Below are 15,649 nucleotides of genomic sequence, written 5' to 3'. Positions count from 1 at the left end.
ATGGCCGAGATCATTGCCAACTCCCTCCGCTTCCATGTCCAGCGGCTGCCTGCCGCCGATGCGGGATCGGGCGCGACGGCCGTCTTCCTCCACGGTCTGGTCGTCGACAACCTCTCCAGCTTCTACGCCACGCTCGCCGTCCCCGCCGCCCGGGCCGGACACGACATCGTCCTGTACGACCTGCGCGGCCACGGTCGCAGCGAGCGCCCGCCCACCGGCTACGACACCCGCACCTCGGTGGCGGACCTGACGGCCCTGCTCACCGCAATGGACCTCGACGAACGCCCCGTACACCTCATCGGCAACAGTTACGGCGGCACACTCGCCCTGCACACCGCGCTCGCTCGCCCCGACCTCGTCGCCGGGCTCGTCCTGATCGAACCCCCGCTGAACGGGCCCTGGATCGAGAACATGCTCGACACGCTCTCCGTCGCCGCCCTCGGTCTCGAAGGCAGCCAGGTGCCGAGAGAACTCGCCTCGCTCGGCGCGCGCAAGGCCGCACGGCTGACCGCCACGGCCGACGAACTCCTCAACCGAACCAGCCTGATCGACGACATCGCGGCGGCACGGACGTTCACGGCCGAGGACTTCGCCCGGGTGAGCTGTCCGGTGCTGGCAGTCTGCGGGGAGCACTCCGAACTCGTCCCCGGCGTCCGGGAACTGGCCCGCCACGCGCCCCGGTGCACCGTCCGCATCCTGCCGGGTCTCGGCCACGACGTCCTGCAGGGCGGCACCGGCGAGCTCCGCCGGGCGGTCCTCGACCGGCTGGCCGAGGCCGCGCTGCGGCAGCCCGAGGCGGTGACGGTATGAGGGTGCTGTTCGTCGTCCCGCCGCTCGCCGGGCACGTCAACCCCACGGTCGCCGTCGCCGCCGAACTCACCGCGCGTGGACACCAGGTCGCCTGGACCGGCCCCGCCGAGGTCCTGCCTTCTCTGCTGCCCGCACGCGCCACCCTCCTCCCGGCCGGCGACCGCACCGGACCCGGGGGCTACGGCACACTGCACGGCCGCTGGCGAGATCTGCGTGGCGTCGCCGCCCTGCGCTTTCTGTGGGAGGAGGCGCTCATCCCGCTCGCCCACGCAATGCTGCCCGGAGTCGCGGCGGCGGTCGATGCGTACGCACCCGATGTGCTCGTCGCCGACCAACAGGCCCTCGCCGGGGCCGTGATCGCCCGGCGGCGCGGACTGCCGTGGGTGACCTCCGCGACGACCACGGCCGAATTCACCCGGCCCTTCGCCGGTTTCCCCAAGGTGGGGGAGTGGGTGACGGACCGGATCGCCGGATTCCTGACCGAGGCCGGCGCGCCCGCGGACTGGGACCCGCGCTTCTCGGACCGCCTGGTCGTGGTGTTCTCCACCCCCGAACTCCTCGGCGCGGACGAGGCCGGTCCCGATCACCACGCCTTCGTCGGACCCGCGCTGGGCTCCCGCCCGGCAGACGCCTCGTCCTTCCCCTGGCGGCGGCTGGATCCCGTACGACGCCGGGTGCTGGTCTCGCTCGGCACCCTCAACCGCGAGGCGGGCGGCCGTTTCTACACCGCCGTCCTGCGGGCCGCGGAGCGCCTGGCCGACCAGGTCCAGCTGATCGTGGCCGCACCCGCGGACGTGGTCGGCGAGGTGCGCGCGGACCATGTCCTGCTTCAGGAGTACGTCCCCCAACTCCCGCTGCTGGCACACCTCGACGCCGTGGTCTGCCACGGCGGGCACAACACCGTCTGCGAGGCACTCGCGCACGGTCTGCCCCTGGTCGTCGCGCCGGTCCGCGACGACCAGCCGATCGTCGCGCAGCAAGTGGAGGCGGCCGGGGCAGGCATCCGAGTGCGCTTCGGCCGCCCCCGCGCGGACGACATCCACGCCGCTCTGAGCGGCGTTCTCGACGGCCCGGACCACCGCCGGGCCGCTCGCCGTATCCAGGCATCCTTCGCGGCGGCCGGCGGTGCCGCGGCCGCGGCCGACAGGTTGGAGAAGCTGCTATGACACAGTCCCGTAAGCGCCGCGTACCGTGGGCCGCGCTCGCCGCCCTGGCGGGCCTCACCGCGGGCACGGTGCGCGCCCGCCGCCGACTGGCCGCCGTACCCGTGCTGGATCCGGCAGCCCCCGCGGACGGGGTGTCCCTGGACGGCTGGCAGCTGATCACCGGACAGGGCGTCGAGGTCGACAAGGCCACCCTGACCGCCGCCGTCGCCCACGCGGAACGCACCGGCCTGCAACTCCTCGACCTGCTCCCGGGCCGCATCGATACGGAACGCGCGCTGGGCCTGCTGCGTGATCTCGAACTCAAGGACTCCCGCTTTGCCCGCACGGGCAAGGTGCGCGGCGCAGGACTCGCCGTACTCGTCGCGGACGGCGTCCGGGACAGGTCGGGAACCGAGGCAGGGACCGGCCTCGACACCGCGGAACTGCACACCCTGCTCTGCCGTTTGAAGGAGTACGCCACCGCCGCGACCGGCACCGCCATCGCCCCCGGACTGACCGCCCATGCCCCCGACCTCGCCGGTCGCGTCGCGGAGCTGCGCGCCCAGGGACTGCCCCCGCGTCTGGTGGCCGCCGCTCAACTGGCCGGCCTGGTCCTGCTCGTCCGTGCGGCCGTCAAGCACCGCCGCTGGGGCGCCGCCGCGCTCGCCCTCTACTGGCTGCAGCCCACCCTGGTCCTCGGCGGCCCGCGCAGCCCGCTGCGCCCGGCGGACCTGCCGCGCGCCACCGCCGCGCGCCCACTGCGCTCCTTCGGCGCCGCCCTGGGCACCGCGGCGAGCCACGATCCGAGCTCGGCAGAAACGCTGTCCGCGCTGGCAGCGCTGCGGCCCGCCTACACCGCCGACCTCAAGGAGGGCACCGAGCGCTTCCTCGAACCGCGCCGCCCCGACTGCCCCTGGTGCGGCTCGGCCGAACTCACCGTACGCGTACACATGCCTGATCTGTTCCAGGGCAAGCCCGGCCACTTCACTCTCGAACAGTGCGGTGGCTGCGGGCATGTCTTCCAGAACCCCCGCCTCTCCCTCGACGGCCTCGACTTCTACTACCGCGACTTCTACGACGGGCTCGGTGTCGGCGGCGCCGCCCATGTGTTCGGCACGATGGGCGCCTCGTACCGTGGCCGCGCGGCCATGCTGAAACCGTTCGGCACACCTGCCGCCTGGCTCGATGTGGGAACCGGCCACGGCCACTTCTGCGACAGCGCGCGCGACATCTGGCCCGGGACCCGCTTCGACGGACTGGACATGTCGGACGCCGTGCACGAGGCCGAGGCCCGCGGCTGGATCGGCACCGCTCACCGCGGCCAGTTCCCCGAGCTCGCCCCCGGACTCGTCAGCCGCTACGACACCGTCAGCATGTACCACTACCTGGAACACACCCGGGACCCGCTCGCCGAACTCGATGCGGCCGCCCAGGTGCTGCCGCCCGGCGGGCATCTGCTCATCGAGCTGCCCGACCCCGAGTCACGGCTCTCCCGGCTCCTCGGCCCGTACTGGCTGCCCTGGTTCCAGCCCCAGCACCAGCACCTCATCCCGATCGCCAACCTCCGGCAGGCGCTCGCCGACCGCGGGTTCACGGTCCTGGCCGAGGAGCACGGCCCGGCCCATCAGGCGTGCGACTTCGTCGGCGCCGTGCTGCTCACCGCGAACCGGCTCGCCCCCAACCCGTACGCCCCCTGGGGAGCGGGCAATGCCACCGTGCCGCGGCGGGCCTTCCGCGCAGCCGTGCAGAGCGTGGCGCTGCCCTGCTACGCCGTCGCCGCGGCCCTGGACAGGATGCGCGCGGCAGTGGCCCATGCCACCGACGGGGGCAACGCCTACCGACTGATCGCCCGCAGGACGCAGGCGGCCCCCGGGCCGCGGTGACGGGCATGCTGGACATCGCCCGCCGCCACACGGCCGACCCGCTCTTCCGGCTGGTCGCCTACGCCCTCGAATCGGCACACGATCGGCCGCCGGCCACGGTGTGGAGCGCTCCGCACGCCTTCCACCTCGGCTCGCCGCATCTCGTCGCCGCCGCAGGCTGGCCCGTGGCCGCCGCCGCGGCACCGCGGGAAGACGGCATCGTACGGCTGAGTTCGCTCGCCCACCCGGCACACAGCTGCGAACTCCCGCTCGGCGGCCCGCCGTCGCCCCACCCCGACTGGGCAGCCCGCACCTACGCCCTCCTGCGGACCATGGCCCGCCACGGATACGGCCGCGGCGGTATCGACCTGCACATCCACTCCACGCTGAGCGCCGCGACCGGGCTGTCGAGCGCCGAACCGCTGGAGTGCGCGGTGGCGCTCGCGGTCGCCGACCTGCACGCCGGACGCAGCCGACCGCGCCCGCCGCGCGGCAGGCTCGCCGCCCTCGCGCGGGCCGCCGCGCCCGGCGGCAATGAGGCGCTGCGCGAGGCCGTGCTGTTCGCCCGCCCCGACCGGGCACTGCTGCTCGGCGAGCACGGCCGGCGCCGCGTCCGCTTCGACCCGGCCGAGTACGGGGCCCGGCTGATGCTGCTGGTGACCCGCGGGGAAAGCCCGGACCCGGGCGACATCCGGCGCGCTGTGGCGAGCGCCCGGCGGGCGGGCGCGACGGCCGCCTGGTGGCCCGGGCTACGGCCGGAGCGCAGCGCCCTGGTGCTGCTCCCGCAGGACCGGGTGAGTGACATCCGTACCAGCGTTGCCGAGGAGTTCCGCACCGGCGGCCACCGCGTGCCGCGCTTCGTGAACATCAGCGTGGCGGGCGCGGCCCGCCGCGAGGAGTGAGAATGAAGAAGGAGGGAGACACCGAGTGAATCGGACACAGATCCGAAATCCCGACACCGGCGGCGGCAGGAGCCTTCGGAAGTGGCGTGTGACGGCCGCAGGGATCTTCGGCATCCTCTGTCTCGTCGCCACCTACGGTGCCGCCGACTCCCGCGCCGCAGAGCCGCGGGCGAGTGCCGCCGCACTGCCCAGCTACGACCACGTGGTCGTCGTCGTCTTCGAGAACAAGCAGTACGGCGAGATCATCGGCAGCGCCAATGCGCCCTACATCAACCAGCTCGCCAACGCCGGAGCAAGTCTCACCGGCATGAAGGCGCTGACGCACCCCAGCCAGCCGAACTACTTCAACCTCTTCTCCGGTACCACTCAGGGGATCACCTCAGACGGCTGCTACACCCCCCAGTCGATGAGCGCCCCCAACCTCGGTCAGGAACTGATCGCAGCGGGCAAGACCTTCGCCACCTACAACGAAGACCTTCCGAGCGAAGGATCCACCGCCTGCACCAACGGCCAGTACGCGCAGAAGCACAACCCCTGGTTCGCCTTCAAGAACGTGCCCCTCAACACCGGCAAGACCTGGGCGCAGTTCCCGAAGAGCGATTTCACCCAGCTGCCCAATCTGTCGTTCGTCGTTCCGAACCAGTGCAACGACATGCATTCGTGTGCGGTCGGCACCGGCGACTCCTGGCTCAAGAACAATCTCGGCGCTTACGCCGATTGGGCAAAGGCCAACAACAGCCTGCTGGTGCTCACATGGGACGAGGACAACTACCTCGGCTCCAACCAGATCGCCACGGTCTTCTCCGGGGCCAAGGTCAAGCAGGGCAAGTACGGCGGCGCGTACAACCACTACAACCTGCTGCGCACCTTCGAGGACCTCTTCGGCACGGCCCACGCAGGCAACGCGGCAAGCGCCACACCCGTCACCGAGGTGTTCGGTGACGGGACTCCGCCGGGCGGTGCCCTGAGTGTGGCCAACCCCGGTGCGCAGACGTGCAGGTTCAACCAGAGCTGCAGCATCCAGGTCACCGCCTCGGGTGGCACGGCTCCGCTCCGGTTAGCCGCTTCCGGGCTGCCGTTCGGCCTCTCCATCGACCCCACGACCGGCAGGATCACCGGAAAGCCCTGGCAGGTCGGCACCCTCCAGGTCACCGCCACAGCGACGGACTCCACCGGAGCCTCGGCCAGCACCACGTTCCCCCTCACGGTCAACTGGTTCTGACCTCGGCCGGAAGGGGAGACGCTGTGTATCTGTCGGCCAGCCGGGCCGCCGACACCACGGCGGGCGTACGCACCCGCCCGCCGCGCGGCACCAGGGTCCGCCGTGCGGTCGCAGGAAATGTCATCGCCCTGGGTGCCGTCAGCCTCCTCACGGACGTCTCCGCCGAGATGGTCACCGCCGTACTGCCGCTCTATCTCGTTGTCGGCCTCGGCATGTCCCCGCTCGCCTTCGGCGCACTCGACGGCCTCTATCAGGGCGCGACCGTCCTGTCCCGGCTGGCCGGCGGTCATCTCGCCGACCGTGCCCAGCGCCGCAAACTCGTCGCCGGTACCGGCTATGCCATATCCGCCGGCTGCAAACTCGCCCTGCTCGCCGTTACGACACCCTGGGGGATCGGTGCCGTCCTCGCCGCGGACCGCAGCGGTAAAGGGCTGCGCACCGCCTCGCGGGACGCGCTCATCTCCCTGTCCTGCCCGCCCGAGGAACAGGGCCGAGCCTTCGGGGTCCACCGGGCGATGGACACCGCGGGGGCGCTGTTGGGCCCGCTCGCCGCCTTCGCGGTGCTGTGGGCCGCACGTGACGGCTACGACGCCGTGTTCGTGGTCAGCTTCTGCTTCGCCGCACTCGGCGTACTGCTGCTCGTTCTCTTCGTACGGGACACCTCGGCGGAAAAGGCCGAGCGGGCGGCGTCGAGTCGAACTCGCCTCAACCGCACTGCACTTCGGGCTCTCGCCCGCACCCGTGGCCTGCCGCGGCTCTGCCTGATCGCCGCGCTGCTCGGCGCGGTCACCGTGAGCGACTCGTTCCTCTATCTGCTGCTTCAGCGCCGTCTGGACCTGCCCACCCCGTATTTCCCGCTGCTGCCCGTCGGCGCGGCCACCGGATTCCTGCTGCTGGCGGTGCCGCTGGGACGGCTGGCCGACCGGATCGGCCGCCCGGGGGTCTTCCTCGCGGGGCACGGGGCGCTGCTCATCGCCTATCTGCTGCTCATTGCGCCCTGGGGTGGCGGTCTGGTGGCAGCCGGGTGCGTACTCATCCTGCTCGGCACGTTCTATGCGGCCACCGACGGCGTGCTGATGGCCGCGACGGGTCCGCTGCTGCCCCCGCAGCTGACGGCGAGCGGCCTTGCACTGGTGCAGTCGTCACAAGCCCTCGCCCGCTTCGGCGGCTCACTCCTCTTCGGCGCGGGCTGGATGTACCTCGGGCCCGAAGGCGCTCTGACCGTGGCCGCTGCAGCTCTGGCGCTCGCGCTGATCGCAGTCGCCGCCTTCCAGCGACGGAGTCGCGCATGAAGACCCGCTCCAAACTGCTCGTCCTCGTCGTCGCCGCCGCGCTCCTGGCCGCGGTCGCCACCGTCGCCACTCTGCGTGCCGCCGACCGTGCCGCGGAACGCGACCGCGCCCGTCCCGGCGAACCGGTAGCCCACGCCGGTGCGGTGACCTTGCGTCAGCAGGGCAGGCTGCTCTTCCGCAACCTTGCCTGGGGTCCGCAACGCGATCGCGTGTCGTCCGTCCCGTTGAGCACTCCGGCCGGGCCCCGTCTCTCCGCGCCCCGCGACTGCCTGCGCTTCCACGCGGCGGCCGGCACCGGCATCTGCCTGCGGGCCACGGGCGGAGTGGTCCCCGGTCACGAAGCGGTCCTCCTGGACGCGAAGCTGCGAGCCGTCCGGAGCTTCCGGGTGCCCGGAATTCCCACGCGCGCCCGGGTATCGCCGAGCGGACGACTCGCTGCGTGGACGGTCTTCGTCAGCGGAGATTCGTACGCGGGCGGCGCGTTCTCCACCCGTACCGCCATCTACGACACGCGCACCAATACCCTCCATCCCGACCTCGAGAGGTTCACCGTCCTCATGGACGGCCGCCGCCACCAGGCCGCCGACGCCAACTTCTGGGGCGTCACCTTCGCCGCGGACGACAACCGCTTCTACGCGACTCTCGCCACCGGTGGTCATACGTACCTCGTCGAAGGCGACCTCGCTCGGCGCACGCTGCGCACCCTGCACGAAAACGTCGAGTGCCCCTCCCTCTCCCCGGACGGCGCCCGTATCGCCTTCAAGAAGCGCGTCCCGGGCGCTCCCACCGACGCGCCTTGGCGGCTGTACGTCCTGGACCTGCGCACCGGCCGGGAGACTGCGCTCGCCGAGCAGAGAAGCGTCGACGACCAGGCACTGTGGCTGGACGGCCGTACGCTCCTCTACGCGCTGCCCGGCGACTTCGGTGCCGACCTCTGGTCGGTCCGGGCCGACGGGAGCGGCACGCCGGGGATGTTGGTGAGATCGGGTGTCTCTCCGGCTGTGATCGGCTGAGCTCTCATCTGGCCGCCATGGCGACGTCCTGCCGGTTCTTTCAGGTGATCGTGGCCTGTCACCGGGGTGCTTCGGGATGGGGCTGGCCACCATGGCGACATGATCAACAAGAGTCACGGCCTCGTGCGGAGTCGTCGGTCGGTGCTGCTTGCCCTCGCGCTGACGACGCTCGCCGTATCGCCGGCCGCCGCCGGTGCGGACGCCGGTGCGGACGCCGGTGCGGTCCGGGCACCGGCCGCCGAGCACCGCGTAGCGGCCTACCTGGAAAGCATCCATGACCAGCCGGAGGAACTCGCCTCGTTCTTCCGTCGACTGCCCAAGGGCGGCGACCTGCACAGCCATCTCTCCGGCGCCGCATCGACCGAACTGCTGATGGACCTGGCCGTCGAGGACGGTCTCTGCATCGAGAACGACACGCAGCGGGCTCTCCCGCCGCCGTGCCCGGCGGGCAGCAGGCCCGCCGCCGAGTTGAACACCGACGCCGGCTTCCGGCAGCAGGTGCTGCGTGCCTGGTCGATGCAGGACTTCACACCCGGCGCCGAGTCCGGGCACGATCACTTCTTCGCCACGTTCGGCAAGTTCGGCGAGGCGACCTGGCGACATCCCGGGAGAGTGATGGCCGACGTCTCGAACACGGTGGCCAGGCAGAACCAGTTCTACCAAGAGCTGATGATCACGCCGAACAGTCAGGGTGCCAAGGCACTCGCCGACCGGGTCGGCTACGACGCGAATCTGCCCCAGCTGCACCGCAAGCTGCTCGCCGACGGCGCGATGGACCAGGTCGTGCGGCAGGCCCAGACGGAAGCCGACCGGGGACTTGCGGAGTTCCGCGCCGTCGCCCACTGCGACAGCGCACATCCGGACCCGGGCTGTGCGGTGCCCTTCCTGTTCATCTCGCAGGTGTCGCGGAACTCAACCCCCGAGCGGGTGTTCACCCAGATGGTGCTGGCCATGGAACTGGCCGAACGTGACCCGCGGTTCGCCGCGGTGAACCTGGTCCAGCCCGAGGACGGGGTCGAATCCCTGCGGGACTACAGCCTGCACATGCGGATGCTCAACTATCTGCACGGCGTCCACCCCCGGGCGCACATCACCCTGCACGCGGGCGAACTGGCCCCCGGCCTGGTCAAGCCCGAGGACCTGGCCTTCCACATCCGGGAGGCCGTGAACATCGCAGGAGCCGAGCGCATCGGGCACGGCGTCGACATCCGGCACGAGGACAGGAGGGACGAACTCCTGGCAACCATGGCCGCGCGCCATGTCGCCGTCGAGGTCCCACTCAGCAGCAACGACCAGATCCTCGGGGTGTCGGGCCCCGAACATCCCTTCCCGCTCTACCGGCAGCGTGGCGTCCCCGTCGTGCTCGCCACGGATGACGCGGGGGTCTCCCGGATCACCATCAGCGACGAATACTTGCGCGCGGCCCAGACCTACGACCTGTCCTACCGCGACCTGAAGGAGCTGGCCCGCGCCTCACTCGAGTACGCCTTCCTGCCGGGCCGCAGCCTGTGGGACGCACCCGGTCGCTACCGCCGGGTGCGCGAGTGCCGCGCCGAACGACCGGGGGAGCGCGAACCGGGCCCCGGATGTGCCCGATTCCTCGCGGCCAGCCCGAAGGCGAGCGTGGAATGGCGTCAGGAGGTGGCGTTCACGGCCTTCGAACACCGGGTTCTCGCGTCCCGGACCTAAGGCCCTGTCCGGCCGATCTTGCCGGGCTCGCGTGCCCTGGCACGCACATCTGCTGCGTTGTCGTCAGTCGCCGACGCTCCGCGTGGGCTCTCCCCCTGCCTTCGGCGGGGGGACCCCCATCCTCCGCCGTGCATCTGCACGCACCAGACCCTCCCCCTACGCCCTGGGGGCGTGGGGGGACCCTCACTCACTGATCCGGCCTGATCAACCGGACAGGACCTGAGCCCTGTCCGGCCGGATCGCCGGCCGGACAGTGAGCCCGCCAGAGGGTCCACTGGTCTTGCACAGCTTCGTCGTCCATACTGCCCGCCGTGGACCAGCGCATAGATCCAGATATTCAGCTCGAGGGCACCGTTGGGACGGACCCGGCGTACATTCCCGGCCTCAGCCTCCCCCGCCCTGCCGGAACGGAGGAGGCAGACCCGGAGCAGGACCAGGAGGGATTGCCCGACGAGGCCGTCCCGCTAGACGCCGAGGCGCACGACTCCGAGCCGGACGACTCCCAGCCGCAGGGCGGCGCCGAAGATGCGGCTGCCGTCGGTGAGGAAGCCTCCGCCACAAAGGCGGAGGTGGAAGTAGGCGGTCCCGTCTTCGAGGTCAGCGACCGGCGCGGCTCGATCACCGCGGACCGCGACGGCGTCCGGTTCCGGCTGGACGATCAGGAAGCCGAGTTCCGGTGGGACGAGATCGGGGCGGTCGAGGTCAAGTCGCCGCGATTCGGGCGCCGGTTCACCGTCACGGTCCACCTCCCGACCCGCCGCTGGTTCGACGCCGAGGTCGAGGCCTCGGCCAGGAACCTGATCGACGAGTGGACGGCAGAGCTCGACGCGGTCCTGGACGCCTACTTCGAGGAGTCCTGAGCGGCCGTCCGGCGATCCCGCCGTCGCGGGCCCTCGCCGGGTGATGACGGCACGGGCGCGAACCGGTCGTAGTACGTGCCCGCGGTCACGCGCCGCGTGGCGAGGCTGACGACCGGTTCGGCGCCCCCCTGCCGTCCGGCCCTTGTGCTGTCCGCCGAGTGCCCGGAGTGCGGCAGCGTGTTCAACGCCACGGCCACCACCCGCGACCTGGTCAGAGGCCGTCGGGTACGGTGACGAACGCTCCACACAGACCAACAAACTCATCGACACCGTCCACGAGGACGCCGGATGCCATGGCAGGGCCCGGTGCGACACGACAGGGGAGTTTGATGTTCCGCAAGGTATTGGTCGCCAACCGAGGTGAGATCGCCATCCGCGCGTTCCGCGCGGCGTTCGAGCTCGGCATCTCCACGGTGGCGGTGTTCCCTTACGAGGACCGCAACTCACTGCACCGGGCCAAGGCGGACGAGGCGTACCAAATCGGTGAACCCGGCCATCCCGTACGGGCGTACCTCTCGGTCGATGAGGTGATCAAGGCAGCGCGCAAGGCCGGCGCCGACGCGATCTACCCCGGCTACGGCTTTCTGTCGGAGAACCCGGACCTGGCCGCAGCCTGCGCGGATGCGGGGATCACCTTCGTTGGACCGCCCGCGTCCGTACTGCACCTGACGGGGAACAAGTCCCGTGCGGTCGCGGCGGCGCGGGAGGCCGGCGTCCCGGTACTCGAGTCGTCCGCGCCTTCCACGGACGTGGACGTGCTGCTCGGGGCCGCCGACAGCATCGGTTTCCCGCTGTTCGTCAAGGCCGTCGCAGGTGGCGGCGGACGGGGCATGCGCCGGGTGGCCGAACCCGCCGAGCTGCGGGAGTCGATCGACGCGGCGATGCGCGAGGCGAAGTCCGCGTTCGGCGACGCGACGGTCTTCCTCGAGCAGGCCGTGGTGAATCCGCGCCACATCGAGGTGCAGATCCTGGCTGACGCGCAGGGCAATGTCGTGCACCTGTACGAGCGGGACTGCTCGGTGCAGCGGCGTCACCAGAAGGTCGTCGAGATCGCGCCCGCACCGCACCTGGACCCCCGCCTGCGCGAACGGATCTGTGCCGACGCCGTCGCATTCGCCCGCCACATCGGGTACGTGAACGCGGGCACCGTGGAGTTTCTCGTCGACGAGCGCGGCAACCACGTCTTCATCGAGATGAACCCGCGCATCCAGGTGGAGCACACGGTGACCGAGCAGGTCACCGGCCGGGACCTGGTGATCGGGCAACTGCGCATCGCCGCGGGTATGACGCTGCGCGAACTGCGCCTGACCCAGGACGACATCGTCCTGACCGGCACCGCACTTCAGTGCCGCATCACCACCGAGGACCCCGCCAACGGCTTCCGGCCGGACACGGGCGTCATCTCCGCCTACCGCTCTCCGGGCGGGCCCGGCGTCCGGCTCGACGGCGGCACGGTGCACACCGGCGCCGAGGTGTCGGCGCACTTCGACTCGATGCTGGTCAAGCTCACCTGCCACGGGCACGACTTCGCCAACGCCTCCCGTCGCGCGCGCCGGGCGATCGCCGAGTTCCGCATCCGTGGGGTGGCCACCAACCTGCCCTTCCTCGGTGCGGTGCTGGATCACCCCGAATTCCGGGCGGGTCGCATCACGACCAGCTTCATCGACGACCATCCGGAGTTGATGAGAGCCCGTCCGTCGGCCGACCGCGGCAGCCGCATGCTGCACTACCTCGCCGAGACCACCGTCAACCGGCCGCACGGGCCCCGCCCGGACGTCATCGACCCCATCGACAAGCTCCCTCCCGCGTCACTGGGCGCGCCGCCGCCCGACGGCTCCCGGCAGCGCCTCGCGGACCTCGGACCGGAAGCTTTCGCCGCCGCACTGCGCCGTCAGTCGGCCGTCGCCGTTACGGACACGACGTTCCGTGACGCGCACCAGTCCCTGCTCGCGACCCGGGTGCGGACCCGCGATCTGCTGGCGGTGGCTCCGTATGTCGCACGTACGACGCCGCAGCTGCTCAGCCTGGAGTGCTGGGGCGGCGCGACCTACGACGTGGCGCTGCGATTCCTGGCCGAGGACCCCTGGGAGCGACTCGCGGCCATCCGGGAGGCGGTACCCAATGTCTGCACACAGATGCTGCTGCGCGGGCGCAACACCGTTGGCTACACGCCCTATCCGACGGAAGTGACGGAAGCGTTCGTCGCCGAGGCCGCAGCGACCGGGATGGATATCTTCCGGATCTTCGACGCGCTCAACGACGTCTCACAGATGCGCCCGGCGATCGACGCGGTGCGGGCCACGGGCACGGCCCTGGCCGAGGTCGCGCTCTGCTACACCGCGGACCTGTCGGACCCCGGCGAGACGCTCTACACGCTGGACTACTACCTGCGCCTGGCCGAGCAGATCGTCGAAGCGGGCGCGCACGTGCTCGCGATCAAGGACATGGCCGGGCTGCTGCGCCCGCCCGCCGCCCGGACGCTGGTGACGGCGCTGCGCGAGCGGTTCGACCTCCCCGTGCATCTGCACACCCACGACACGGCGGGCGGGCAGCTCGCGACGCTGATCGCCGCGATCGACGCGGGGGTCGACGCCGTCGACGCCGCGGTCGCCTCGATGGCGGGCACCACCAGCCAGCCGTCCCTGTCGGCACTGGTGGCGGCGACGGACCATACGGACCGGGCGACCGGGTTGTCGCTGCAGGCCGTCGGCGACCTGGAGCCGTACTGGGAGGCGACGCGCAAGGTCTACGCGCCGTTCGAGTCCGGCCTTGCCTCGCCCACCGGGCGGGTCTACCACCATGAGATCCCCGGCGGACAGCTGTCGAACCTGCGCCAGCAGGCCATCGCGCTCGGCCTCGGCGATCGCTTCGAGCTGATCGAGGACTGCTACGCGGCGGCAGACCGGATGCTCGGCCGGCTGGTGAAGGTGACACCGTCGTCGAAGGTGGTGGGCGACCTCGCGCTGCATCTGGTCGGAGCCGGGGTCGAGGCCGCGGACTTCGAGTCCGACCCCGGCAAGTTCGACGTGCCGGACTCGGTGATCGGGTTCCTGCGCGGCGAGTTGGGCGACCCGCCCGGTGGATGGCCCGAGCCGTTCCGCACCCGCGCGTTGCAGGGCCGCCCGGCGCAGGCGAAGGCCCCCACGCTGTCGGCCGAGGACCGGCGCAGTCTGCAGGACGCACCCCGGAAGACGCTGAACCGGCTGCTGTTCCCCGGCCCGACCAAGGAGTTCGACGCCCACCGTGAGACGTACGGCGACACCTCCGTACTGCGTACGCAGGACTTCTTCTACGGCTTGGAACCGGAGACCGAGCACACGGTCACCCTTGAACCCGGCGTCACGCTGCTGATGGAACTGGAAGCCATCTCCGAGGCCGACGAACGAGGCTTTCGTACGGTGGTGGCCACGCTCAACGGGCAGCTGCGGCCGGTGGCGGTGCGGGACAAGTCCGTCGCCACCGAGGTCAAGGCGGCCGAGAAGGCCGAGCGGGGCAACGACCGCCATGTCGCGGCGCCGTTCGCCGGGGTGGTCACGCTGCAGGTGGAGGAGGGCGGTTCGGTGTCTGCGGGTCAGACGGTGGCGACCATCGAGGCGATGAAGATGGAGGCGTCCATCACCGCCCAGCGGGCCGGCACGGTTCAGCGGCTGGCGATCGGCAGGATCCAGCAGGTCGAGGCGGGTGACCTGCTGATCGAGATCGGCTGACGCGGACGTCGGCGATGACGCGAAGGCGTGGCGATCGCCGCATCTTCGGGTCATCGGGCGGACGGGCAGAGCCCACGGCGGGGCTCCTCGCCCGGGCGGGTCCGAGCGCGTAGAAGGGAGCGGGGCGCTCACCCCCGGGCGCCCCTGGCCACCGCCCTGGCGCGGTGGCTCGCTCATGCCACGTCAGGGAGTTGCCGTGAAAGCCCTCGTCGCCGCCGACCATGTGCCGCTGGACCGGATCGCGGTCACGGACCACGCCACACCCACGCCAGGACCTGGCCAGGTGCTGATCAAGGTCGAGGCCGCGGCGCTCAACCCGCTGGACCTGGCGCTGATCACCGGCGCGGCGAAGGACTTGTACCCGGTCGAGCACCCGATGGTTCTCGGCATGGACGTGGCAGGCACCGTGGCCGAGGTGGGGGAGGGCGTTTCCGGATACGCGCCAGGTGATCCGGTGCTCGCGTTCACCGGACAGGCGGGCGCCGTGGCCCAGTACACGGTGGCGTCACCCGGCACCAGGCTGGCCAAGCGTCCTGAGGGCCTGGACAGCGCGCACGCGGCCGGCATCCCCGAATCGGGGCTCACGGCGGTCTGTCTGCTGCGCGCCGTCCACCTCGCGGCGGGCGAGAGCGTGCTGGTGGTCGGGGCCACTGGCGGAATCGGTCTGTATGCAGTGCAGTTGGCGCACGCGCTCGGGGCCCGGGTGATCGCCACGTCGACCGCGGAGGACGAGGAGTATCTGCGGGGCCTCGGTGCCGCGGAGACCGTCGACTACAAGAGGGCCGATGTGGTCGAGGAGACCCTGCGCCTGGCGCCCGACGGCGTCGACGTCGTCGTCGACCTGATCAACTCGGGCGAGCGGCTCGCGAGCACGGCGCGGGCGGCCCGATCCGGAGGCCGACTGGTCTCGCCGCTGTTCGGGCCCGGCGACCTGGGCCGCGACGTGTCGCCGGTGTACATCGGCCCCTTTCAGGCAGAGCCGGGCGACCTCGAGGACCTGGCGGCCCGGGCGGCGGACGGGCGGCTGCAGGTCGAGATCGGTGCCCGTTACGAGTTCGAGGACGCCGCGCAGGCAGTCCTCGACTTCGCCCAGAAGCACATCCGGGGCAAGGTCGTCATCGCCGTGTCATGAGTGAGGCGTGGTCAT

At 71.3% G+C, this 15,649-nt stretch carries 12 protein-coding genes and 1 pseudogene; 12 read left to right on the top strand and 1 reads right to left on the bottom strand.

Features of this window, described 5'->3' with window-relative positions; genetic code table 11:
- From OG729_RS03450 to OG729_RS03405, 10 genes and pseudogenes are all read left to right on the top strand, one after another.
- Positions 1-810, top strand: a complete 810-nt coding sequence (locus tag OG729_RS03450) for an alpha/beta fold hydrolase (RefSeq protein ID WP_405804191.1) — start codon at positions 1-3, stop codon at positions 808-810.
- On the top strand, positions 807-1,976 hold the full coding sequence (locus OG729_RS03445; RefSeq protein WP_405804190.1) for a glycosyltransferase: 1,170 nt from the start codon (positions 807-809) through the stop codon (positions 1,974-1,976). The genes OG729_RS03450 and OG729_RS03445 overlap by 4 nt, the downstream gene beginning before the upstream one ends.
- Positions 1,973-3,838, top strand: coding sequence for a class I SAM-dependent methyltransferase (locus OG729_RS03440; protein WP_405804188.1), 1,866 nt, complete (start codon positions 1,973-1,975; stop codon positions 3,836-3,838). Before OG729_RS03445 ends, OG729_RS03440 begins: the two co-directional genes overlap by 4 nt.
- A 5-nt stretch (positions 3,839-3,843) precedes the next feature.
- Entirely contained in the window at positions 3,844-4,719 is an 876-nt protein-coding gene (locus OG729_RS03435) for a galactokinase (protein WP_405804187.1), read from the top strand.
- Positions 4,720-4,831: 112 nt separating this feature from the next.
- Positions 4,832-5,656: pseudogene (locus OG729_RS03430) on the top strand (alkaline phosphatase family protein); the annotation flags it as partial.
- Positions 5,651-5,941: an Ig domain-containing protein gene (locus OG729_RS03425; protein WP_405811030.1), complete on the top strand. Its 291-nt coding sequence runs from the start codon at positions 5,651-5,653 to the stop codon at positions 5,939-5,941. The pseudogene OG729_RS03430 and the gene OG729_RS03425, both read left to right, overlap by 6 nt.
- A gap of 23 nt (positions 5,942-5,964) precedes the next feature.
- On the top strand, positions 5,965-7,233 hold the full coding sequence (locus OG729_RS03420; RefSeq protein WP_405804185.1) for an MFS transporter: 1,269 nt from the start codon (positions 5,965-5,967) through the stop codon (positions 7,231-7,233).
- Positions 7,230-8,246 carry a TolB family protein gene (locus OG729_RS03415; RefSeq protein ID WP_405804183.1) on the top strand — a complete coding sequence of 339 codons (1,017 nt, stop codon included), beginning with the start codon at positions 7,230-7,232 and terminating at the stop codon, positions 8,244-8,246. The genes OG729_RS03420 and OG729_RS03415 overlap by 4 nt, the downstream gene beginning before the upstream one ends.
- 99 nt (positions 8,247-8,345) lie before the next feature.
- A complete protein-coding gene (locus OG729_RS03410; RefSeq protein WP_405804181.1) occupies positions 8,346-9,935 on the top strand; it encodes an adenosine deaminase in 1,590 nt (529 codons plus the stop codon).
- A gap of 311 nt (positions 9,936-10,246) precedes the next feature.
- Positions 10,247-10,795 (top strand): hypothetical protein, encoded by a 549-nt coding sequence (locus OG729_RS03405; RefSeq protein WP_405804179.1) that lies wholly within the window; start codon positions 10,247-10,249, stop codon positions 10,793-10,795.
- Here the strand turns inward: OG729_RS03405 and OG729_RS03400 are convergent.
- Positions 10,777-10,986 (bottom strand): hypothetical protein, encoded by a 210-nt coding sequence (locus OG729_RS03400; RefSeq protein ID WP_405804177.1) that lies wholly within the window; start codon positions 10,984-10,986, stop codon positions 10,777-10,779. The two genes, OG729_RS03405 and OG729_RS03400, sit on opposite strands and share 19 nt — an antisense overlap.
- A 138-nt stretch (positions 10,987-11,124) precedes the next feature.
- Here OG729_RS03400 and OG729_RS03395 point away from each other — a divergent pair, with 138 nt between their 5' ends.
- Both OG729_RS03395 and OG729_RS03390 read left to right on the top strand, forming a co-directional pair.
- Complete coding sequence (locus OG729_RS03395; protein ID WP_405804176.1) at positions 11,125-14,502, top strand: pyruvate carboxylase; 3,378 nt, start codon at positions 11,125-11,127, stop codon at positions 14,500-14,502.
- A 196-nt stretch (positions 14,503-14,698) separates the two neighbouring features.
- Complete coding sequence (locus OG729_RS03390) at positions 14,699-15,634, top strand: NADP-dependent oxidoreductase (RefSeq protein ID WP_405804173.1); 936 nt, start codon at positions 14,699-14,701, stop codon at positions 15,632-15,634.
- The last annotated feature ends 15 nt before the right edge of the window (positions 15,635-15,649 follow it).

Origin of the sequence: Streptomyces sp. NBC_00210 (assembly GCF_045160975.1) — a bacterium.
Taxonomy (GTDB): domain Bacteria; phylum Actinomycetota; class Actinomycetes; order Streptomycetales; family Streptomycetaceae; genus Streptomyces.
Note: the sequence above shows the minus strand (reverse complement) of the source record. Positions and strands in the feature narration are given on the sequence as shown.

Bases quoted from the DNA above. Each gene is read 5' to 3' on its own strand.
- OG729_RS03450 (WP_405804191.1), top strand. From the start codon at position 1: ATGGCCGAGATCATTGCCAACTCCCTCCGCTTCCATGTCCAGCGGCTG.
- OG729_RS03445 (WP_405804190.1), top strand. From the start codon at position 807: ATGAGGGTGCTGTTCGTCGTCCCGCCGCTCGCCGGGCACGTCAACCCC.
- OG729_RS03440 (WP_405804188.1), top strand. From the start codon at position 1,973: ATGACACAGTCCCGTAAGCGCCGCGTACCGTGGGCCGCGCTCGCCGCC.
- OG729_RS03435 (WP_405804187.1), top strand. From the start codon at position 3,844: ATGCTGGACATCGCCCGCCGCCACACGGCCGACCCGCTCTTCCGGCTG.
- OG729_RS03415 (WP_405804183.1), top strand. From the start codon at position 7,230: ATGAAGACCCGCTCCAAACTGCTCGTCCTCGTCGTCGCCGCCGCGCTC.
- OG729_RS03410 (WP_405804181.1), top strand. From the start codon at position 8,346: ATGATCAACAAGAGTCACGGCCTCGTGCGGAGTCGTCGGTCGGTGCTG.
- OG729_RS03395 (WP_405804176.1), top strand. From the start codon at position 11,125: ATGTTCCGCAAGGTATTGGTCGCCAACCGAGGTGAGATCGCCATCCGC.